The 21565-nt window shown below is 53.9% G+C and carries 15 protein-coding genes and 1 pseudogene; 10 read left to right on the forward strand and 6 right to left on the reverse strand.

Going from position 1 to position 21565, the window contains the following annotated elements:
• The first annotated feature begins 28 nt into the window (after nt 1-28).
• The 5 genes and pseudogenes from NW855_RS03040 to NW855_RS03060 all read left to right on the forward strand — a co-directional run bounded on the left by NW855_RS03040 (nt 29) and on the right by NW855_RS03060 (nt 5181).
• On the forward strand, nt 29-733 hold the full coding sequence (locus NW855_RS03040; RefSeq protein WP_011429876.1) for a PilN domain-containing protein: 705 nt from the start codon (nt 29-31) through the stop codon (nt 731-733).
• Nucleotides 733-1416, forward strand: coding sequence for a hypothetical protein (locus NW855_RS03045; RefSeq protein ID WP_414402627.1), 684 nt, complete (start codon nt 733-735; stop codon nt 1414-1416). Before NW855_RS03040 ends, NW855_RS03045 begins: the two co-directional genes overlap by 1 nt.
• Before the next feature lie 470 nt (nt 1417-1886).
• Nucleotides 1887-2042, forward strand: a pseudogene (locus tag NW855_RS03050) (AMIN domain-containing protein); the annotation flags it as partial.
• 579 nt (nt 2043-2621) lie between these two features.
• Nucleotides 2622-3890, forward strand: a complete 1269-nt coding sequence (locus NW855_RS03055) for a type II secretion system protein GspD (protein WP_414508347.1) — start codon at nt 2622-2624, stop codon at nt 3888-3890.
• Between the two features lie 196 nt (nt 3891-4086).
• On the forward strand, nt 4087-5181 hold the full coding sequence (locus tag NW855_RS03060) for an Ig-like domain-containing protein (RefSeq protein ID WP_414508327.1): 1095 nt from the start codon (nt 4087-4089) through the stop codon (nt 5179-5181).
• Nucleotides 5182-5566: 385 nt separating this feature from the next.
• On the opposite strand, the gene NW855_RS03065 is transcribed toward NW855_RS03060, so the two are convergent.
• A complete protein-coding gene (locus tag NW855_RS03065; protein WP_011429883.1) occupies nt 5567-6133 on the reverse strand; it encodes a DUF2854 domain-containing protein in 567 nt (188 codons plus the stop codon).
• Between the two features lie 127 nt (nt 6134-6260).
• Between NW855_RS03065 and NW855_RS03070 the strand changes: the two genes are divergently transcribed.
• Complete coding sequence (locus tag NW855_RS03070; RefSeq protein ID WP_414402624.1) at nt 6261-7796, forward strand: aminotransferase class I/II-fold pyridoxal phosphate-dependent enzyme; 1536 nt, start codon at nt 6261-6263, stop codon at nt 7794-7796.
• Nucleotides 7797-7800: 4 nt separating this feature from the next.
• Here the strand turns inward: NW855_RS03070 and NW855_RS03075 are convergent, their stop codons facing one another.
• The gene (locus NW855_RS03075; RefSeq protein ID WP_414402623.1) at nt 7801-9234 is read right to left on the reverse strand and encodes a hemolysin family protein; all 1434 of its coding nucleotides are present in this window, start codon (nt 9232-9234) and stop codon (nt 7801-7803) included.
• A 202-nt stretch (nt 9235-9436) separates the two neighbouring features.
• Entirely contained in the window at nt 9437-9793 is a 357-nt protein-coding gene (locus NW855_RS03080; RefSeq protein ID WP_099812263.1) for a PepSY domain-containing protein, read from the reverse strand.
• Between the two features lie 265 nt (nt 9794-10058).
• Between NW855_RS03080 and NW855_RS03085 the strand changes: the two genes are divergently transcribed.
• Nucleotides 10059-10979 carry a branched-chain amino acid transaminase gene (locus NW855_RS03085; RefSeq protein WP_414402622.1) on the forward strand — a complete coding sequence of 307 codons (921 nt, stop codon included), beginning with the start codon at nt 10059-10061 and terminating at the stop codon, nt 10977-10979.
• Nucleotides 10980-11056: 77 nt separating this feature from the next.
• Nucleotides 11057-11575, forward strand: coding sequence for a phosphoribosyltransferase (locus NW855_RS03090; protein WP_414402621.1), 519 nt, complete (start codon nt 11057-11059; stop codon nt 11573-11575).
• Between the two features lie 43 nt (nt 11576-11618).
• Here the strand turns inward: NW855_RS03090 and NW855_RS03095 are convergent, their stop codons facing one another.
• On the reverse strand, nt 11619-15395 hold the full coding sequence (locus tag NW855_RS03095) for an FkbM family methyltransferase (RefSeq protein WP_414508328.1): 3777 nt from the start codon (nt 15393-15395) through the stop codon (nt 11619-11621).
• 203 nt (nt 15396-15598) lie between these two features.
• Here NW855_RS03095 and NW855_RS03100 point away from each other — a divergent pair, with 203 nt between their 5' ends.
• Nucleotides 15599-16171: a type IV pilin protein gene (locus NW855_RS03100; protein WP_414508329.1), complete on the forward strand. Its 573-nt coding sequence runs from the start codon at nt 15599-15601 to the stop codon at nt 16169-16171.
• Between the two features lie 659 nt (nt 16172-16830).
• Here the strand turns inward: NW855_RS03100 and NW855_RS03105 are convergent.
• Both NW855_RS03105 and NW855_RS03110 read right to left on the reverse strand, forming a co-directional pair.
• Nucleotides 16831-17754: a glycosyltransferase family 2 protein gene (locus NW855_RS03105; RefSeq protein ID WP_414343507.1), complete on the reverse strand. Its 924-nt coding sequence runs from the start codon at nt 17752-17754 to the stop codon at nt 16831-16833.
• A 57-nt stretch (nt 17755-17811) separates the two neighbouring features.
• Nucleotides 17812-19131: a 2OG-Fe(II) oxygenase gene (locus tag NW855_RS03110; RefSeq protein ID WP_414508330.1), complete on the reverse strand. Its 1320-nt coding sequence runs from the start codon at nt 19129-19131 to the stop codon at nt 17812-17814.
• A 390-nt stretch (nt 19132-19521) separates the two neighbouring features.
• Between NW855_RS03110 and NW855_RS03115 the strand changes: the two genes are divergently transcribed.
• Nucleotides 19522-21549 (forward strand): glycosyltransferase, encoded by a 2028-nt coding sequence (locus NW855_RS03115; protein WP_414508331.1) that lies wholly within the window; start codon nt 19522-19524, stop codon nt 21547-21549.
• Nucleotides 21550-21565 lie beyond the last annotated feature (16 nt).

Here is a 21565-nt window from a genome sequence, read left to right on the forward strand (position 1 = left end):
AATACCCAACCATGAGCGAGGCGGTGAGATGTACACACCAGAGATCAACTTTCTGAAAGAAAGACCGGAGGTTCCCACCACAGTTCAGACAGGGGGAGTGGTGGCTGGCCCGGAAACTGCCGCCGGAGCTGAGAGCTGGGCTTTGGCCATTGGTCTGGGGGTTGCCGTGGCTGCTGTGGCCATGGGGGCTTTCTTGTATTTCCAAGACAGCTTTTCCCGTCAGCGGAATACTCTGAGGGCAGAGCGAACCCGCCTCGACGGTGAACTCAGCACAGCCAATGCCGAGTTGACCCGACTCCAGGGCCTCAGCCAAGAACTGCAAACCATTCGCACCCAGACGGAAGGGTTTCGCTCTTTTCTCGGATCCGTCCAGCCCTGGTCGGCCATTCTAGAAGAACTGCGGCGCAGGATCCCTGGGCAAGGGGTATGGATAACCAACATCAGCGCCTCTGGCGATACTGTGAACATCCAAGGCGGGGCGCTGGATTTTCCCTTGGTGAACGACTTTTTGCTCACTCTGCTGGATTCCAACTTCGTAACCAGTGCCGTTCTCAACAGTGCCTCTCGAGTGGAGGGCACCCCTGAAACTGAACCCAGCGTCACCTACGGCCTAACGGTTACTATTCGAACCATAGGGGATCCCGACCCGGAGTTGACCCGCGAGCTGGAGCAGCGGGGAGCGATAGGCTTGGTGGAAAAGATCCGCATTTTGCGTCAAGTGGAGGGGAACTGATGACCGGCTCGGTGGAAAGTTTTCACGACGAACAACTGGTGGCACCTCCGGCAGGGCCGCCGGTATTGTTGGGGGTCGAGCTGACCCCTATTCGCATTGGCCTGTTGATCGGGATCCTGGGCCTGGGCGCGGCGAGCTTTTTGGCCTTCACCCAACTCCGTCCTCTGATTAGAGAGGTGCAAGCCTTAGAAAGAGAGGTAGCCCAAAAAACCAGCCAGTTGCAGGAGGTACAGGGCCAGATTGCCGGCTTACAGGATCTGCCCAACCAAATCGAGAGGGCTCGCGTGCAGCAGCAACAGATCAGCGCCTTGCTCGCCACCCCCGAGAATGCCGACACGCAACTGATCGATCTCAACCGACTGGTGCGGGGACAACCCAATGCTCAGTTGCTCAGTTTCAGCCCTTCCCCTCTGACGCCAGCTTCCTCGAACAACCCAGAAGTGCCTGCCATCATCGCCCCAGCCATCCAACTGCAGACAACCCGCGTCACCCTGCGGGGTCCCTACACCGACATCATCAACCTCATGAGAGACATCGAGCGTTTTCGGGCTCTGTTCCGCGTGGGCAACCTCTCCCTCAATCCCGTTCAAGGGAGGGGGGAGCTGAACGTCGCCTTCGACTTGACCGCCTATTACTACAACAAAGACATTCCCTTGGGTACTGCCCCTGCGCCCGAAGGATAACCCTCCCCTGCACCAGAACAGCCCGCCCCTACTCAATCTGAACCAGAGCAGCCAGCACCCGGTCAATAGGTCAGCCTGAACCCTGCTTAGGCTCTGGTGGCTGACAGCGGGCTCTGTCGCAGGGGGCAACCCAGAGGTGAGGGACATCTATCTGGTGTGACTGTAGGGAAGATTGGAGAAAAAAGCCTCTACAGGTAGTGGCAAAAGCTAAAATTTCGGCTTTGATTAGGGAAGCACGGCCTAGACCTGTGCTGAAGGTCAAGCAGGAACACGCTTGGACAAGGGAGTGAGGTGTGAGGATAATGAGCCGTCGAGTTGCTTGGGGATGGGCATTGAGCTTGATCCTTTCTCTGCCCCTGTTGGCCGTAGAAAGCCGGCCTGATGAGGCTGCTGCCCAACAATTGACCTCCACCCATCCGCAAAGCCTCAGCCGTATCACCGATATTCGGCTAGTGCCCCACGGCAACCGCATGAGACTGGAGATCCAAACCACGGGGGGCGCCCGTCCTCAGGTGTTCTTTACCCAGCAGGGCCGGTCTTGGATTGGGGATATCGCCAATGCCCAACTGGATAGAGGTCAAGGCCGCTATCGTCAGGATTCTCCCCTGCCGGGAGTGCGCTTCATCGAAGCCAAGCAAATAGGTAGTGACAGCGTGCGGGTAGAAATTGCCGGCGTTGCGGCAGCTCCCCAAGGCTTGCTGGCCCAGCGTAGCCCAACGCAGTTGGTCTTCGAGTTTGAGGGCTTGCCCTCTGCCCTGCCAGCTCCTGTAGCTGCAGCGCCCAGCCAAGAAGTAGTGCCCAATCAACCAGCCTCGCCAACTCGAGCTCAGCCTGGTGCCCCACCGGCAACCCCTGCCTCTTCTCCGGCTGCTCAAAACTCTCCTTCTCCCCGCGTGGCAGCTCCTACTCCTCAGCCTCTTGCCCAAAACTCCCCCTCTTCCCCGCCAGCTCAGACAGCTCCTACTCCTCAGCCAGCTTCTCCTAGGCCGGTCATTTCTCAGGTGCCCTCTGTAGGACAGCTCAACCAACCCCAACTGCCACCGGGATCTGTTGATCTCAGCACTTCTCCGTTCCAGGGTCGAGCAGTAGCTCCTCCGGCAGGGGATCTTGCAGTCGGCAGCATCATTCCTGCTCCCCCTCCAGTTGACTTGGGCTCAAATGCCAAGATCACCTTAACCCTGAGGGATGCTCCCGTAGGTGACGTGTTGAGTCTCTTGGTGCGTCGAGCTGGACTAAATGTAGTCCTTAATGATGTTCCTCCAGACTTAACGATTTCCTTGGATGTAGCTGACTCACCTTTGCAAGAGACATTTAACTTTATCTTGCGCCTGAAGGAACTGCAAGCAACCCGTGTAGGGCAAACAGTTTTTATTGGTACTACACTCCCTGGAGTCGGCCAGCGGATCGTCAAAACATATAGACTTAATCAATTGAGAATTGAAGAGACAGAACAGACTTTTAACCTTACTGCTGCTGGGGCCGGAGGCGGGCAAGCAACAGTCGAAATCAATGCTAGACAACTAAGTATCACTCCAAGTGAAATCAGAAGTAGAATTTTAGCTATTCTGGAAGCATCGAATATCCCTCTCGCTCAAGAGTCAGCCATTCAAGCAGATCCAAGAACGAACTCACTAACTATTGTTGCCACACCTGCCCAGCATGATGTGATTGCAGCCTACCTTGCCCAAATTGATCTTAGAAGTCGTCAGGTCTTAGTTAGTGCTAGGTTTATTGAGATTAACCTCGATAATAACTCTAATCTAGGAGTTGCATTAGGCGGTGCTTCCGGAAACTTTGCACTGGGCTCTGGAGATAATACCAACTTTGGTGGAACTCCCCTCAACCAGCCCGCAGGGTCTTCGGTTCCTGACGTTGGCGTAGTTCCTTCCGTAGGAACTGGAGGCTCACTTGTGTTCAACACCTTAAACCGACTCCAGCAATCTCTTGCGGCCCGCATAGATGCAGCTATTGCTTCAGGAACAGCCAAGATACTGGCTGACCCAAAAGTGGTCGTCGCTAACAACACGGGTGCGGCTATTGTAGTTGGTCAAGAAGTTATCACCAATAGGAGGTTGGTAACAGACCCTGCAACGGGTACGTCAACAGTCGTTTTTGAAAAAGGAAACGCAGGAGTCAACTTAATTATTCAAAACGTCAGGATTGATGACAATGGCTACGTTACGTTGAATCTTCTTCCCCAGGTTTCATCTATTGGTAGCCAAATTACTTTAGCAGACGGAACCGTAATTAGCTTACTCAATCAGCGTTCTGTTGGCTCTTTGCAAATCAGACTTAAAGACAGGGAAACACTATTTTTGGCAGGATTGATACAAGAGGAGGATCGAGTGTCTGTTGATAAAGTTCCACTTCTTGCTGAGATCCCTCTGCTAGGCTCTCTCTTTCGTAGGCAAAACACGACGAACACTAGAAGTGAAGTCGTTGCCTTGATTACCCCAACTATTCTAGAGGACTAGAAGAGTGCCCCACCAATGACTGTCATTTTCCCAAATCAGTTGCTTTGTCAAAGATGGAAGACACTCATAGAAACTGCTAAAACCTAAGATACGTTGCTGCTTAATGCTGATATCGAACTCTTGCCGCCGACTTTGGCTAAAGCTGGGATCCCTGTTGCTCGCCTTCGGGCTGGCCTGGGTGCTAGCTTTGGGTGAGGTGGGCTGGCCGCAAACCTACCATCTCTCTCTACGGGTGCAGGGGCAGAGCTATTCACAGCTTGTCGAGCAATCGCGCTCTTTGGTTTGGCAGACCTTGGCACAACAATTTCAGGCACAGCCGCAAGCGGAGCAGCTTACTTTAGAAGTACGGGGGCAAGCCGGCGAACAACAGGTGCCCCTATTCACAGTGCGAATGCCTCGCAGTGTTTGGCAGCAAAACCCATTGCCAACCCAACTGGAACGATATGCCACTTTCTATCCCAATGCGTTGACTCTTTTACAACCAAGAGTGCCGGCCCGAAAAGCTCAGGTAGAATTTACTCCTCTTCCTCAAGGTGGAGTCGCATTGGTCTCTAGCAATCCTTCCAATGGCCAAAGAGGGATCCCAGTTGGTCAAAGCATTCGCCTGCGTTTCGACCGAGAGCTTCCGACAGGAATAACGAGTTTGGCTTTTGGGATCCAGCCTCCTTTGGAAGTAGCCTTTGATATCCAGGGCAACGAGCTAATTGTACAGCCTTTACAGCCACTCAGCTACAGCACTGATTACAGAGTGTTCTTACCTGCTGCCAAAGAGCTCGATTTACAAAATCCCATAGAGTTGACCTTCCGCACCGAGCCTCAATACACCTACCAGCGAGATATTAAGCCCTTGCTAGAAGCCAGTTGTGTAGGTTGTCATCAGCAGGCCGGTCGGATGCGGCGCAGCCCTTTGGATAGCTATGCCGCGGTGATGCGTTACGTAACGCCCGGATCAGAAAATAGCGAGTTGCTGAAACCGCGCTGGTTGGCTCGCCATGCTGTTATTCAGCGGGCGGCAGGGATCCCCTTGAATGGGGAAGGAAAAGAGGCCGACGCCCCCGGTTCCTTGTTGGAGCTTGGGACAGGAGCCATGCCGACGCCGAGACCCCCCGTGAGTGATCCCCAAGGAGAATTTCCCGGCTCTTTTATTGGACGCAGCGGATCTCCCGAATTGGCCTATATTCGCCGCAACGGCACCGGCACCGATCGCTTGGGCCACTTGAGCCCTGAGGAAATCCAGATCTTGCGTACCTGGATTATTCAGGATTGGGCTGCTGAGACCCACAAAAGTTAACCCGATGGCTCGGGGAGTCTTTATTGAGTTAAGATGAGTTGACCTAGATGTTAAGTTTCTTGACCAACTGCTTATCTTGGAACCAAAACCCTACGAGACCAACTGGTGACAACTGCTGCCAGGGATCCCTTGGATTGCATGAGGTGGGTTGTAGAAGCTTTTGGCAAGCGACTGGCAACCAGCTTGAGGACGAGAGCTTAGCGTCATTGCTGGCGCTGTTTTCGTGTCGCTCAGAGAGGAATCCTGCTAACTTTTTACCATTCAAAAAATAGGGATCCCCAAGTCTCCTTCCTCTAGTGTTTCAGTTCTGAACACACCTGTGTGAGTCGTTCTAATCTTAAGAACAAAACTGTGAAATCAAAGGACCTAAGCCCCGCCGTCTTGCTCAGGTGGCCTGGGATCCGGGACGGGCGATGAGCGCCAGCTCCACCTGATGTTCTCGGGGCTGCTCCAGTTGCACCTCCACGTCGCGGCCAAAGAAGCCCTGCATTTTTTTTTGGTAGCTTTCCTGCCATTGCTGGAAGGAAACGGCTGGCGAATCAAACAGGAGCACCAGGGTGTAGCGGCCATCCCGCAATTCTTCTCTGTAGCCTTTGATTTTGGGTAGGTCTGCTTCCAGAGGGCCGCGCAGGCCGAGAAACTCCAGGGCCTCTTCCAGGTGGGCGTTGGCCCCATAGCTATATTTGGTGATGTCGGCGCGGACTTGTTTTTGAATTTCCGTGGCCTGCTGAGCGCGGGCTTGGAGCACTTCTGGCGAAGGGGACGTCAGGGCAGGCACTGGCTTGAGCTCCACCACCTTCATGGTCACCCCCCCCAGCAGCAGAGGGATCCCGACAAACAGGCCGATGAGATTGAGGGTGGGATCGCTGTACTGGGCAAAGCCCCAAGCTGTGGCGGCAACGCCCGCCAGCAACACGAGCGTGCTCAGGGGAAGAGGCAGTTTTTCAAACATACAGGAAGAAAAGGCAACCTGAAACCCAGGCTAGCAGGAAAGACACTTCCTGAGGCGACCTTGAGGGTGGACTTGGCTAGGCTGGGGATGGATAATGGCTGGACGCTGGTGTGTTGGGGAGTGGTCCATGGTTCTGTCGCATCTGTCCAAAGCGTCCCGTCGTCTGCGCCTGCTGGACCGCAAAGCCCAAGAGCGGGCCCCTCTTTTTGAGGCCATCCGCCACTATTGCAGCTTGGACAAGGCTCCCTTTCACACGCCAGGCCATAAGCAGGGACGCGGGATCGCCGCCGACTTGCGGGAGTTTTTGGGAGAAAACGTCTTCCGGGCCGATCTCACCGAGTTGCCGGAGGTGGACAACCTCCACGATCCCGACGGCGTGATCCGGGAAGCGCAAGAGCTGGCGGCAGCGGCCTACGGCGCCGATCGCAGTTGGTTTTTGGTCAACGGCTCCACTTGTGGCGTAGAAACCCTGGTGATGGCGGTGTGCGACCCAGGGGACAAGATCCTACTACCGCGCAACTGTCACAAGTCGGCCATCGCCGGCGTGATCCTCTCTGGGGCCGTGCCCGTCTACATTGAGCCGGATTTTGACTCGGAGCTGGGCATTGCCCACGGCATCACTCCTGCCGGCCTGGAGCAGGCCCTGGCCCAGCACCCCGACGCCAAGGGCGTGTTGGTGGTCAGCCCCACCTACTACGGGGTTTGCTGCGACTTAGAAGCGCTGGCAGCCATTGCCCATGCCCACAACCTGCCTCTGCTAGTGGACGAAGCCCACGGGCCCCACTTGGGCTTTCATCCAGAACTGCCCCTCTCCGCCTTGGAAGCCGGCGCCGACCTGGTGGTGCAGTCCACCCATAAAGTCATCTCCGGCATGACCCAGGCGTCGATGCTGCACCTCAAGGGATCCCGAGTCGATCCCAACCGAGTCCGCAACATCCTGCAGCTGCTGCAGTCCACCAGCCCTAACTACGTGCTCATGATGTCGCTGGACGTGGCGCGGCGGCAGATGGCCCTGGAAGGGGAAGTTCTCCTGGGCCAAGCCCTGGCTTTGGCGGATCAGGCCCGCGCCCGCCTCAACCGTATTTCCGGGATCTTCTGTTTTGGCCCGGAACGCATTGGCTCCACTCCCGGCTTTTTCGATTTGGATCGCACCCGCTTGACCGTGACGGTGTCGGGGCTGGGCCTCTTTGGCTTCGACGCCCACGACTGGGTCAACGAGCACTTCCACGTGCAGCCGGAGATGTCCACCCTGCACAACGTGGTCTTTATTGTTAGCCTCGGCAACACCCAGCGGGATATCGACCGGCTGGTGGAGAGCTTTGCGGCTTTGTCGAAGTATGCCCAGGGATCCCCGCCTTCCCTGGCAATGGCCGAGAAACTGCGGCGCCTGGCCGAATTGAAACGCCCCCCCCTCCCGCCCCAACGGCTCTCGCCGCGGCAGGCCTTTTTTGCCCCCATCGAGCGGATCCCTTTTCAAGAAGCTGTGGGCCGCATCTGTGCCGAAATCATTTCCCCCTACCCGCCTGGGATCCCCATTTTGGTGCCTGGCGAAGAGGTGACCCAAGAGGCAGTGGACTATCTGCTGCTGGTGCACGAGGCGGGCGGCTTCATCAACGGCCCCGAAGACGTGCGGCTGCAGACCCTCAAGGTCGTCAAAACCTAGCTCCTCAAGTGCCCGGCTGCGCCGTCTGAGCAGGGGGCAGGGAAGGCAGGGGGTTGGGAGAGCTGCGGCGGTGGCGGACGACCTTCACCCGATCCACCCGCGGCCCTTCCATGCGCACCACCTGGAACTCCATGTCTTGGTAGGTAAACTTTTCCCCCACGCGCGGGATCTTCTGCAGGTGGTAGATCAAAAAGCCCCCCAGGGTCTGGTAGTCCTCGTGGAGGGGCAAGTTGAGGTGGCAGCGCTCGTTGACCTCTTCAATGTCCAACTGGGCCTGGATGAGGAGGGTATTTTCGTCCAGCTCCTGAATATCCGGCTCCTTCGCCTTGGGATCTGGGCCATCGGAGAGCTTGCCGACGATCTCCTCCACCAGGTCTTGGATGGTAATCAGGCCCGCCGTGCCGCCAAACTCATCCACTAGCACCACCATCGGCCAGTGGTGCCGCTGCATCTCCGGCAAGAGCTCTGCGATCAGCTTGTTTTCCGGCTCAAAGTGAACCTCCCGAATGAAGGGAGCAATGGGGCTGTGCAAATCCAAGGATCCCTTGGCCAGCTCGCCAATGAGCTCCTTGACGTGAATCAGCCCCCGGATGTCGTCCAAAGACTCGCCATAGACCGGGTAACGGGAATGCCCCGATTCGGCCACCTCGGCCAGCACCTCTTGCACCGTGGCCGTCTCCGGCACCGCATCGATGCTGGTGCGCGGGATCATCACCTCGCTGGCCACCGTCTCGCCGAACTCGAAAATATTGCTCAACAGCTCCCGCTCCTCCGCCTCGATGTTGCCCGACTCCACCGACGAGGCAATCAGCAGTTGCAGCTCCTCCACTGTCATGGTGCTGTAAAAAGAAGTGGCCTCCGGGATGCGGACGCCAAAAAGCTGCAACAAGCAGCGGGAGGAGAACCGGAGCAGCTCCACGAAAGGGTGCAAAAAGCGGCTCACCAAGCGGTTAAGCCAGGCCAGTTGCAGCGCAATCGGCTCCGAGTAGAGAATGGCCAGAGTTTTCGGGATCAGCTCTCCCACCACAATTTGGAAATAGGTGAGCAGCGAAAACACCACCACCACTGCCACTCCCCGGATAAGGGCGGGATCCACATTCTGAAGCCAAGCCAACTGCCTCAAGGCCAAAAACAGCGTCGGCGCAACCTGGGTGGCCCCAATCCAGCCCAGCAGCACGCTGGCTAGGGTAATGCCCAACTGGGTGGTGGAGAGGGCATACTCCAACTGTTCCTGGGCCTTTTGCACAATCCCCGCCTGGCGGTTCCCTTCGCTGGCCAGCTGCACCATGCGGGAGCGCCGCGCCGACACCAAGGAAAACTCCACCGCCACAAAAAAAGCGTTGATGAGGAGAAGAGCGATAACCCAGAGGAGACTGAGAGACGCCTCTCCCCAAGAGAACTCAGGGCTGGGGGCCGAGGCTAAAGGAGGGTCGTCCATCAGGGGGAGCAGCAAGACGGATAGAGAGCATTTTAGCCCAGACCGACTCGACCACCTGCCCCTGGCCAGCAGTTAAACTGGCCTCAGCCATCGGGCGGCTATTATGCGAACACCTTCCCCCTGCCCAAATGAACGGGATCCCCAGCTTTTGCAGTTCTCAAGATTGCTACTTTTTCATCAAGCATTCATCAAGCAGTGGCAACTACCGCTTTTTCCGGCAACGCTTACCCCAGTTCGTGCAGTCATCGATATCGACAACATCGCCGCTAGTGGCGTCGATCTTGACTTCAACATCGTTGGTGAATTTTACTTCCCAAACTAAGCGCCCATCTTCGCGCTCCAACTCAACTTCTTTGATCACAGCATTGGGAACAGCAGATCGAGCAATCTGAATCGCTTCTTCAATGCGGACGGCTGGAGCAGGAGATTGAGCAAAAGCTGCCTCTGTGCTTTCGCCTACCCCTAGCATCGGGCTGCTGAGGGGCAAAACGCCCAGCAAAAGCAAGGAAGCAACAGAAGGTTTTGAAAGCTTCATTTCCAACTGTTTGAGTAACCACATTCTTACCCTACCACCCTCGGGGTGAAAGAAGCCTTGCCAAAAAGAGCATTGTTGCCTTCGCAAGGGGAGTGGGCTCCTTGCGTCATAGGGTGTAGTTCGTCAGCCCCTCGTAGATTAGAAGCTATTTGCCGCCGCAGCCCTCGCAGAAATGGACTGGCTAAAAAACCCTGCGGTGCATATATCTTCCCGAGTGCTGCCGGCGCTGCCTCCATCGGTGATAATATTCCTACTCCTACATCTTTTCCCACCGCAGTAGGTGCCGACCATGCCCGATTTTCTGCCCTACGCCTACTTTCAGGGCCAGATCGTCCCCTTTGCCGAGGCGAAGATCTCCATTGCCACCCATGCTCTGCACTACGGGACGGCAGCCTTCGGCGGCCTACGCGGGATCCCCGATCCGCAAAACCCAGATCAGGTGCTGGTGTTTCGCCTCGATCGCCACTGCCGACGGCTGAGTCAGAGTGCTCGCCTGCTCTGCTTCGATCTGCCCGCCGAGAAGATCGAGCAGGTCATTGTGGAGCTGATCCGGAAAAATCGCCCTTCCACCTCTTTCTATATCCGCCCCCTGGTGTACACCTCCGACCTGGGCATCTCACCGCGGCTGCACAACATCGAGAAAGACTTCTTCGTGTACGGGTTGGAATTGGGAGACTACCTCTCGCCGGAAGGGGTAAGTTGCCGCATCAGCTCCTGGGCCCGCCAGGAGGATCGCAGCCTACCGCTGCGGGGCAAGATCACTGGTGCCTACATTACCTCCTCCCTGGCCAAGACCGAGGCAGTACAGTCTGGCTTCGACGAAGCTATCTTAATCAGCTCCCAGGGCAAAGTGAGCGAAGCCTCGGGCATGAACATCTTCATCGTGCGCAACGGCGTGCTGATTACCCCCAGCTTCGACCAGGACATCCTAGAAGGGATCACCCGCGACAGCGTCCTCACCTTGGCCCGCGACCTAGGGATCCCCACCCAAGAGCGGCCCGTCGACAAGTCGGAGCTGTTCATTGCCGAGGAAGCCTTCCTGACCGGCACCGCGGCCAAGATCACGCCCATCCGCCAGATCGAACAGTACGTCTTGCCCACCTCTCGCCCCATCACTGAGCAACTGCGGCAGAAGCTGACGGCCATCACCGAAAATCGGGATCCCGCCTATTCCCACTGGGTGAAGGTGATCCCGCTAAAAGAAAGCTAGACCCTCAGCTTGCCATCGGCAGGCTGCCGAAGGGGAGAATTAGAATTGACCAATCCAGACTGCGGGAGAGGGATCCCTTGCACGAGATTTCCATTACCTGGGCCGACTACCACCGCAAAATCGAGGAGCTGGCCGTCAAAGTTTACGAAAGCGGCTGGGAGTTTAACCAAATTGTCTGCATCGCCAAAGGGGGGCTGCGCATTGGCGACACTCTGGCCCGCCTATTCGATCTCCCTCTAGCAATTCTTGCCGCTTCTTCCTACTCCGGCCCTGGCAATCGCCAGCGAGGGCAGCTAATTTTCTCGCGGGATTTGGCCATGACCACTGCCAACCTGGGCAGCCATGTGTTGTTGGTGGACGACTTAGTCGACTCCGGCATGACCCTGAAGCGGGCCGTCCACTGGCTCAAACACCACTACGGCTTCTACATCGAGGAAATCCGCACCGGCGTACTTTGGTACAAAGCGGCCTCTGTCTACCAGCCCGACTACTACGTGGACTACCTGCCGGATAATCCCTGGATCCATCAGCCCTTCGAGCCCTACGAGCAGATGACGCCCCAGCAGTTGATGCAAGCGCTGCGCTCTTCAGGTTAGTTAATTTTGCTCAGGGCTTGCTTCATCAAGGAATTTGGTAAGTCTAAGCCGATATCATATCTGCAACTTTTTCCAAGTTTGAGGGGTGGATTGCGATGATATTTAGGGCAGAAACGGGATATTGCTGCGGCTTGACCTTGGTGAGTTTATTCAGGAAACGGTTGTAGGTGTAAAACCCATATCCCAACGGCTCCAATACCTTCGCGGTAGCGGATCCCGTAACTTTAGAACCGCTTATATTCTCAAAGATAACAATAGACTGGGTGGCAGCGAGCAATTCTAGCGCGCCGGATATGACCTGCTCTTCGGCACCTTCTGCATCGATCTTGATGAGATCGATTTGCGGCTTTCCCTTCGAGCGCCAGATAGAATCCAAAGTGGTAAGATTCACTACTTTCTCATCTCTCGATTTCTGTTCTGGCACCGGCCCTGGATCACTGATGGAGTTAAATACGGTAGCCCTTTCTTCCTGAAACTGCACGGTGCCCTCATGGTCTCCAGCGGCAGACTCGACAGGGGAAACAACATTTTCTAGGGAGCTAGCACTGATTGTCTTTTGCAGGTGTTGAATACAGGAAGTTGTCGGCTCAACTGCGATCACACTGCCTGTAGGGCCAACTCGGCGGGCAGCAAGGAAAGTGTACACCCCAACGTTAGCTCCCACATCGATAACATTCATGCCTGCCTTGAGGAAGTGACGGCAGAAATCCATTTCTTCCTCAAACCACTCCCCTTGAGTCAGCAAGACGCGGGTCACGATACTTGAGAAGGAAGGTTCCAGTGAAAGTCTACAACCTTCGTAGTCGAGATAGAGCTCCGGTTGGCCAGGCAGAGAAGCTGTACGCACTTGGGGCACAACTTCCCACATCGCAATTTGTTTGGCCAGACTTGCTAGTTGATGATCTGGGTCAAGAGTAAGTACACGGTTAATAGGTATCAGCCCTTCTATCTTTCTCTGCGAGAGGAGCTCAACTCCTACTGCCAAGGCAGCTTGGATATCATCTGGGTTTATAGAATAAGTCAGGTTCCAAAATCTCATGGCTTCGGGGCTATATACAACCCCAATGTGGGTGGCCATCCACTTGGCTAGATAGTATAGGTAAGTGTGTTTTGCAAAACCTTTGCTTTGAACCCAAATGGGAACATCTGTCAACCGGGAAGGTTGTAGATCCTGCGCTTCGGTGCACAAAAACTCCAGGAGAGCGTAGGCATCTTCAAAGGCGCGAGGACGATCGCCCAGTACCAGTAGAGCATGTATTCGATTTAGCCAGCAGGGAACATGGCGGGGATCCTTAGCCAAACTTCTTCGCCACAGGGATAGTGCCTCTTCCCAAGCAGATTGACGTGTTGAGACTGAAGCATCAGCACTTAGGGATCGAATGAGCTCGATCCCAGCTTGGTTCCATTCATCTGGAGTTGAGTACAAGTCGTTGGGGTGAAACGTATAAGTTTCGTGGGATTTACCTTCTAGAATGTGGAAGAAGGCAGCTTCCATGCTGCGAGCATGTTCTCTTGGATCCCAAATTACTGACCAACGGCGAGAATCCTTAATTTGCCTTTTGATCCGATTAATCCACTCTGGATCATTACCCAGTTGGATCCCGCGCTGGATAAACTCTTCTACCGACCAAGTAATGCAGTCTTCAAGACCAATATTTTTGAGCAGACTGTAGCTCATGCGGCCGTAGTAATGGCGACCTACCAAGGTGAGAACTGGCACGCCCATGTAGAGAGCTTCCATAGTGTGGGTTGCGCCTGTGTAGGGGAAGGTATCTAAAACCAGATCCACCAGAGCCAGTTGGCCGCGATGCTCTTCTGCTCTTCTGGTTCTAGCCAGGAACCGGACGCGATCTAAAACACCTAATTCTTTAGCTCTTTCTTGATAGTGTCTGATAATCGTAGCAATTTCCCCTGCGCCTTTGACAATGAGGACTCCATTGGGAACAGCCTTTAGAATTTGCAAGTGAGCATTGATAGAATCGTCAGTGCGCTTATAGGAGCTGGCCGCAGTAAGAAAGACGACGTCTCGCGTGCTTATTCTAAGCTCGGTTTCGAAGTTTATCTCATCGGCAGGGATAACGTCCAGATGCTCGACAGCGCAGTAGCTAGGCAAACGGATAATTTTCTCATGGTAATCGGCCTGAGCATCTCCGGGAAGAATATAGGGGTCGGCAAAGAAGTAATCAAACTCCGGCAGACCAACAGCATCTCCTCCCAGCCAACCAATCTGTATAGGGGCAGTTCGCAAAGCCGCTATAACGTTGGCATCCTGACTGGTAATGGAGTCCATGAAAACCATAATATCGATGCGATCCTCACGAGCTTTTGCAGCCACCTGGGGAGGTTTAACTTCTTCAGTAAAGAAGCGGAAGTAAAGGTTTTGATGTGAGCGAAACTTTTGATACATGTTGTCATAGCTAGCCACTTCTTCATTCTCTCGGCCTTGGTAGCAGTAGTAAGCAACATCTAACAGTTCACGAGATAAGTTTCGCAAAATGGCTTCGCTGAGAAAGCCTACTGAGTGTCGTTGGAAGCATTTGCCAAGAAAGCCGACTCGCAGTTTGCGACTGCTTGGGTTAGCTCTTTGATAGGCTTTCTGGTTCTTCTGCCAATACTCTGACCAGAGAAAATCTCGCTGGGAAGCCATTAGGCTTAGACAATCACTAAAGATCCTACCGGCAAGCTGCTGGTAATAACGAATTAGGGATCGATCATCAGTTAGGTAGCCCCAACAAACGCAAACCCGGAAGAGAACAACCTTAGCCGCAGTCAAGCTCTCAGGAAGATTTTCGTCACTTACTTCTAGAGAATTCAAGTCAATCAATGTCGATGAAAGAAGATCCATGATCTTCTGGATAGCAAAGTTTACACGTTCGGATCGGGCGGCGTAGATCAGCTTTCCTAAAGATTCTGCTAGAAGAGCTAGGCGTAGGGTAAAGTTCTCTTGCACCTGGGGGCTCTCGGCTGCTGTGAGAAGAGCTTCCCCCAAGGTGGAATAGCCATCGCTGGTAGAGTGCTCGAAAAGAGCAAAAGCTACTTTTTGGAAGAAGTCGTCGACCAGGTTCTCTATCGTCCACAAACCTTCATAGCGCCCCGCCTGCTCGGGATCTGCCGCATGAGCCAGTTGGGCTAGCAAAGCAGCAAATCCTGATTTTTGACTCCCCGGCAGATGAGCTTGTAAGGCTGTGGCCAGCTCAAAAAACAAATCCAAGTAGCCGTCATCCCAGAGTCGGGTGAGCAACTGGGTCAGGAGTGGCTCTTGGGTGATGTCCAAGGTCTCGTCGTCTTCCAGACTGGCCAGGCTCTCTAGCAAAGCCTGCCCGTAAAAGCCTACGGCCAGCTCGTCTTGAGCTTGCAGAGCCCGCATCAGCAAAACTTGGGTGTTATCCCGCCGGAATGGATCCAGCTCAAAAGCCAGCTCGCGCAGCTTCAGGCAAACCTGGAAACGTTGTTGCTGCGAATCTTCAGTGGAGCTTTTTTCCAGGCTTTCTGCCAAGGATAGCAACACCTCTACTACCTTCTCCGCCGGCAGGATTCCTGCTTCTACCAAAGGTGTGTAGAGCTGGTAGGCAAGGTTCAGCCGGTTGGCAACCAGGGCCTGCTCCAGCGCCGATAGGGTGATTGCCTCTGGCTCAGAGGGAGAAGCCGACTCATCAGCCAATGAAGATGAGGGGAGGTCACAGAAGCCCCGCAAAAACTCCCGCCAACCCTTTGCGTCTTGCTCTCGGTAGAAAGCCACCAGCCACTCTGCAAAGGCATTGGGAGCCTGCTGAAGCAGTTGCCTAGCTTCCAGGATCTGGGCTTGCAGTGTAGGGTTCATGGGTGGGAAGGAGATCACTAGTCCTAGTTTGCCCCGCTGCAGCCAGCTCAGCTAGACCACCGGTTTTTGGGCTGCCCCTAGCAGAGATCCGCAATTGCACTCCGTGGGAGGGGACTGTTATGAACTGCCCGCCAGCGGGGTAAGTTAATAGCGGCAGGTAACCTGCACGGTTAACTCTCTAGGTTGTCAAAGGATCGAGTACCATGAGTGCGAAGTCTCGTCAGTCTCTGTTTCGGGCCAAACTGGCTCAGCAAATTCTCTCCAAAGCCAAGGGCTTTACTCTGATCGAGCTGTTGGTGGTGATTGTGATCGTGGGCGTGCTGTCTGCGATCGCTATTCCGCAGTTCTTGAACCAAGTCCGTCGTTCACGCGCTGCTGAGGGTCAAACAGCCTTGACGGCTGTCTCCCGTGCTTCCGAGGCTTACCGCCTTGACACGAGTGTCTACCCTGACTGGAAAAACATCGACCCCGAACAATGCAATAGCACTGACAGGGCTAAACCTGACTACTGCGGGGTAAAGGGTGACAAGTTCCTGAATGACCCGTGGGTTGCAATTACCCCTATCTACAAAGAGCCTGTGTTTACGGACAAACCTGGAAGCCAGACGGGTGTGAGGATCACAACGGAGGCTGACACTGGTAAAGGGCCTGCCTACGTCAACCTTGGCAACAAACCTATTAAGTGTGAGATTGGTCTTGGGGATCAAGCCACCGAAGTTCAGCAGAAAAGTCCATACTTTGTGGGTCGCTCCTGCAACGTGTTTGACGCTGACTAGTCAATACCTTGTTGCAGATCGCTTCTGCGGCCTGCTTGGCTAACTTTATATGACTTGGTCATCTATTTGGCTCCCCATACCGGGGAGCTTTTTTAGTGTTCTATGATGTCGGGAGAGATTCCCAGCTCTGTAGTTTTGACGCAAGATGATCTAGCGGTTGGCGGGCTTGAGTTATTGCCTCTCCAGACAACCTCGACCCAGGATGTGGGCGGATTAAGGGGAAACTTTAAACTGCTTTGGGAAGTTCAGGGATGGAGGTCGATCAACCAAACCTTAAACTGATCAACAGAAACGCTCTCAAATACTACAGCTATCAAGAAGCCTGGAGACGCATAAAGCCGGCATAGGCAGAGGGATTTCTTTTGGAAGTGTGACCATCGTAGAAAGTATCATTACTGACCGCTTGACTTCTCACCTAGTCAAGGTTGAGAAGTTCATTCCTAGTGCCCAAAACTACTCGTTCTAATGTACCCGGATCCACCCCCAGTTTCGCAGTCTTTGGGCAAGGATTGCTACTCGCTTCGAGTTCATTGCTGAGCAGCCCCTGTGCAGAGAGCATGATCTCTGCTAGTTGCTCGCTGGTGAGGGAAGAGATCTTTTCTTGGACTTTCTCTTGGGCCAGCATTTTTGCACTCAGGACGAGTAGATTAAGCCATAGGTCAACTGGACAGAGTGGATACAGTCGCTAGCAACTGTGAAGGATAGTGAATGCGAGTGAGGATCCCCTTCTCTGTGAGGTTTTGGTTGATTGTGAAATCGTCATAAAGTATAAACTTTTGATAAATGTCTACCAGCTCGTTTGTATTTCCTAAGCAGTAGGCATCTCTTGAGAGCAGATGAAAGGGAACTCGAATGGGATTAGATTTTGAGCGCCACCAATAGTCAGGAAAGTTTCCCAGTTGGGCGTATTTTTTGTAGTAGTTCTGAAATCCGCAGTTTAAGTAGTGCAAAATAGAAGGGGATGATGTTACTAAGGTATGATCTTCTGGAATATCAAAGCTGTGTACGCTATTGGGCAAAAGAGTGAGATGGATCCGAGCTGCTGACTTTCCATTTTGATAAGCCAAAAAGTATTGGCTCTTACCGGAGATGCTCTGAAACTCAGCATAGAATCCGGGATCCAAAATAGCAGGGTTTTTCTTAAATAAAGTGACCTCGCGGAAGTAGTCTTCGATCTCAAACGCTTCAGGAGCTGCCTCGTAGTTTAAGAAGTGAACTTGCAGTATATCGTTATCTAGTTGGTCAAACCAGTCTAAAGTAAGCGCCTCGCCGAGATAGAAGAGCTCATCCCCATCAATATGAATAATCCAATCCATACCTTGCTCAAGAGCGAGTTGTATGGCGGTTTCTACATTAAGAATCTGGCGAGCCATGACCTCATAGCCAGCATGAGGGCCATACTTTGGGTAGAGAACATTTCCCAGTGCTTGTTGGACTTGCAAAGCTTCATCGTTGGGAATAGCCGTTACATTGGAAAACTTAAGTGCTACCTGAACAGCGAGATCCTCCGGATCGTCAAAGAAGATATAGATATGGGCGATTCCGAGAGCAAGGTGATAGCGAATGAACGACTCCAAGCACACCCCTGGATCCCGAACCGTAGTAGCAATACAGACTCTGGCCATGTTGAATTCGAGCCTTTAGGCAAGTCGCTTGGTTCCTAACCAAGTGTTGATGGTAAAGCGGCTGTCGGCAAAGGCTTGGCTGGGGCCGAACACCGGCAGGATCTCGTGTAGACAACTGCTGGAGAAGAAGACAATGCTGTTGTTGGTCGGGATCACTTCGTCGTAGGTTCCATACAGGATTGGTGGATGCGGCTTTTGCCTCTGCGTGTCATAGATGCGCAGCTCGCCTCCTCGGTAGAGCTTGGGCTCCTTGTGGAAGTAGTACACACAACTTACCTGGCGAAAGGCAGTTTGGGGATAAGAATTATCAGTGTGGGGAGCGAAATAGCAGCCATCATAGCTGGCGATCATCTCCATCTCAAAGATCTGGATATCAAAGTTTTCAATTCCAAGTTCAGCAAAGATTGTGGGAGCCACTGCTGCAATTTTTTCCCTCAACAGGGATCCATACTCTTGAAAGTACGCATAATCTAGACGCAAAGAGCGGCGAAACTTGAGAGACTCAGCTTCAGTGTTGCTTGGGCTGTAGCTTCTGGAAGGGATAAACTTATCTTGATGGGCGATGGCATGCTGAAGGATAGCTTGGTTGATCTCAGCAGGCAGGAAATTATCCAGCTTAACGTACTTGCACGGATAAAATCGTGTCGGCTCTCGTGGATCCGGCTGCGAAAAGGTCAGGGATACCGGGTTGGCATTCAGCAACAAGCCTGGGCCTAGTTCTCGAATATAAGCCAAATCTTGCTCGGTTAGGGCTCTGTTTTGAGGATCCCACCTCAAGAGATGGATCCCTTGGCTGAGATTGGGAAAAGCTTTCTGCAGGTGAAAAGCGGGATCCACACCCATCAAGTCTAAGGTCGATTGGGCAAGGGATCCGTAGCGGCAGTGATCGACCAAGTACAGAGCCGGCTCAGCCAGATAATCCCGCAGTAGCAGGGACTGGAGCAAATGGGTACGATAGTCCACAAGCTCAGCCCAGAAGCAAACGCCAATCTGGGTATCGGGAAACCCTTCCCCCAAATCTGCCAAAAGAGCAGGGATCGATCCTTCTAGCAGTAGAACCCGTCCTTCCAGTCCTAGCCGAACAATTTGCGCTTGGAGATCCTCCGTGCTGGCCAATTTTTTGGACGGATTCTGGAGCGGATCCCGTAGAATCATCGTCAATTTTCCAGGATGGCGAAGCATTGCTTCTAGCACGGCCCCTGAGTCTTCCCAGCCAATTTGACAGAAGATCTGCTGCTCAGGCAGGCACTCCAGAGCCCAATCCAATAGCTGAGCAAGACTCTGGACTTGCTCCAGTTCCGAGGCAAAATCTCCTTGAAGGTTTTGGCACTGCATGGAAGGGATCCCTGGTGTTCTCTCTAGCTTAATGTACCCGGAGCCACCCCTAGTTCCCGCAGCTTTTGGGCCAGGCGCTCCGCTCGCCGTTGCTCCTGCTCAACCTCGGCAGCTAGGAAGGTAGGCGGGATCCGACTATCAACGGCAGGGCTGCCTACGGCCTGTTCTAGATATAGGGTCAAAGGATCCCTTCTCATTTGGCCTGACTTCCAGGGCAAGCTGAGATTGCTGGCTACCGATCAAGGCCTAGAAAGCTGCAGGGGCAGGCTAAACAAGGGTTTTGACGGATCCCGGAGGAGTAGAGTTGGTCTTATAACCGTTTCATAACCTAAGACTGCTAAGCTCCTACGGAGGTTGCCAGAGCTGACTGCCCAGGCAGAGGGTTAAAAAATGAAGGATACCAAGACCACAGCTCCGCGCGTTCTTCTCAACTGGCCAGCTCCGCCAGACTACATCCCGCCCCCTCTGCTTTCAGACCAGCAGGTTACTCTTTGTCCAAGAGCTAAAGGTTTTGGCCTTGGCTTTGCCAACCTCCCCGAAGACTTGGTGGAATGCCCCGAAGGAGACTATGACCTGTTTGACTTTGTCGGCAACTCTGAGAAGATTCCTGATAAGGAGTTTGATCTAGTAATCATTTGGACTTCTAGCTTTGACCAGAGTACTCCCTTAAACAGTAAGAAGTTTGGCTGCCCAACTGTTTTACTGGCGGGTGATACCCATCATTGGAAGTTTCCCGTCAATCACCTGCTAGCCTACTGGGCTACCGAAGGCTTTGATTATGTGGCCACTGCCTACAACCGCCAGCACCTGCACTGGTTTGCCACAGCGGGTGCGGAAAACCTGGCCTGGTTGCCCCTTATATCCATGCGCCCTATTGCCCACGAGTGGGTAGAAGTGAGAGAAAACCAAATCGTCTTCATTGGCCAGCAAGGTTCTCGACACCCCAGACGCTCTCGCCTTGTTCAGGCTTTGAAGGAAGCTGATTTCCCTATCCTTATCAAAACTGCCAATCGCATAGAAGCAGCCGACCGCTTTGCCAGCTCGCTGATTTCGTTTAACTGTAGCCAAAATGGAGATCTGAATCTTCGGAATTTGGAAGTGATTTCGGTAGGCGGCTTTTTGCTGACAGACCGTCTTTCTTTTGCCTCCGGCTTCGACGAGCTGCTGGTACCAGGAGTTTACTGCGACACCTACGACTCGGAAGGGGAACTTTTGGAAAAGGTTCGCTACTACCTCGACCATCCGCAAGAGGCCATCGAAATTGCCCGCCGCGCCTACCACGCCTTCGATGAACAGTGGCACCCCCGCCACCGCATCCAGAATCTGCTGGACTGGGTATTTGGCGGAGAGCTGCCGGAGCCCTTTTGCTACTCGCCCCGTTCCGAGGTGCGCCATTTTGTCAGCACCTCCAGCGCCGAGCTGCTGGACAGTCGCCTGGGGATTTACGAGCCGATTCAGGAGCTGCATCGGGTGCAAGAGCGGCTGAAGGTGTTTCTCAGCCGGAACTGCCCTGGGGTGATTGCTGCTGACTTGCTGGACTTGCCGCGGCTGGAGCTGTATGTGGAAGGGGGCTTTGCGGATCCCTGTGCTTTGCTGCAGCAGCGGGGTGTGGCCGAGCGGGTGCACGAGCTAACAGGGGAGCCAGCAAGCTGGCCTGTGTTTGATGCAGCTGTGTGCATGGTTGAAGACCTGCAGAGGCTGGGGCAACCTGTGAAGGCCAACTTTGCCTTCGTCTTGGGAGAAGATCATCAGCTTCTCTTTACCGAGGCAAGTCGGGTGATGGAAACGCGGCTGCAGCGTTTTACCATAAATCAGTTTATGTGTGTGATACGCCTCTACGAGGAGACGTTTTTTTATGGGGCGACTTATCTTAACTTTCCTTCATTTATTTCCGATATTTCCGAAGTGAAGACTGTCATTGACGTTGGATCTGGCATAGGACTTGCCAGTGTCTGTTTTCGCGGATTTTGCCCGGATGCAGTTATTCACTGTTTTGAGGCGGATCCCTTGGCTTTGCACCTGCTGCAGCAGAATGCTCTTAGTTTGGGCAACTGCCATGTGCATCCAGTGGGCCTAGCGGGGCAGAATAGCTCCAAGACTCGTCGTCTGTGGCCGGAAGACTCTCAGACAGAGTGGGGAGTGGAGCGGGTGCTGGTTTTCCGGGAAGCCAGGACAGCCCTACGGGATCTAGGTCTAGAGCGCATCGATGTGCTCCGGGTGGCAACAGGTGGGCAGGAGGTGGAGGTGTTGGCCAGTTTGGAGCCATGGCTCAAAGACATCAAGGTCATCTATGTGGAGTTTTGCTCGGAGCAAGACCGCAAGCAGATTGACCAGATGTTGGATCCCTCTCACATGATCTGGCAGGGGGAGATCATAGCTGGTCAAAAAGGATCCCTCTGCTATCTGCGCAGAGCTTAGAAGTAGAATCTTGAAA

The organism is Synechococcus sp. RC10B2, assembly GCF_047502635.1.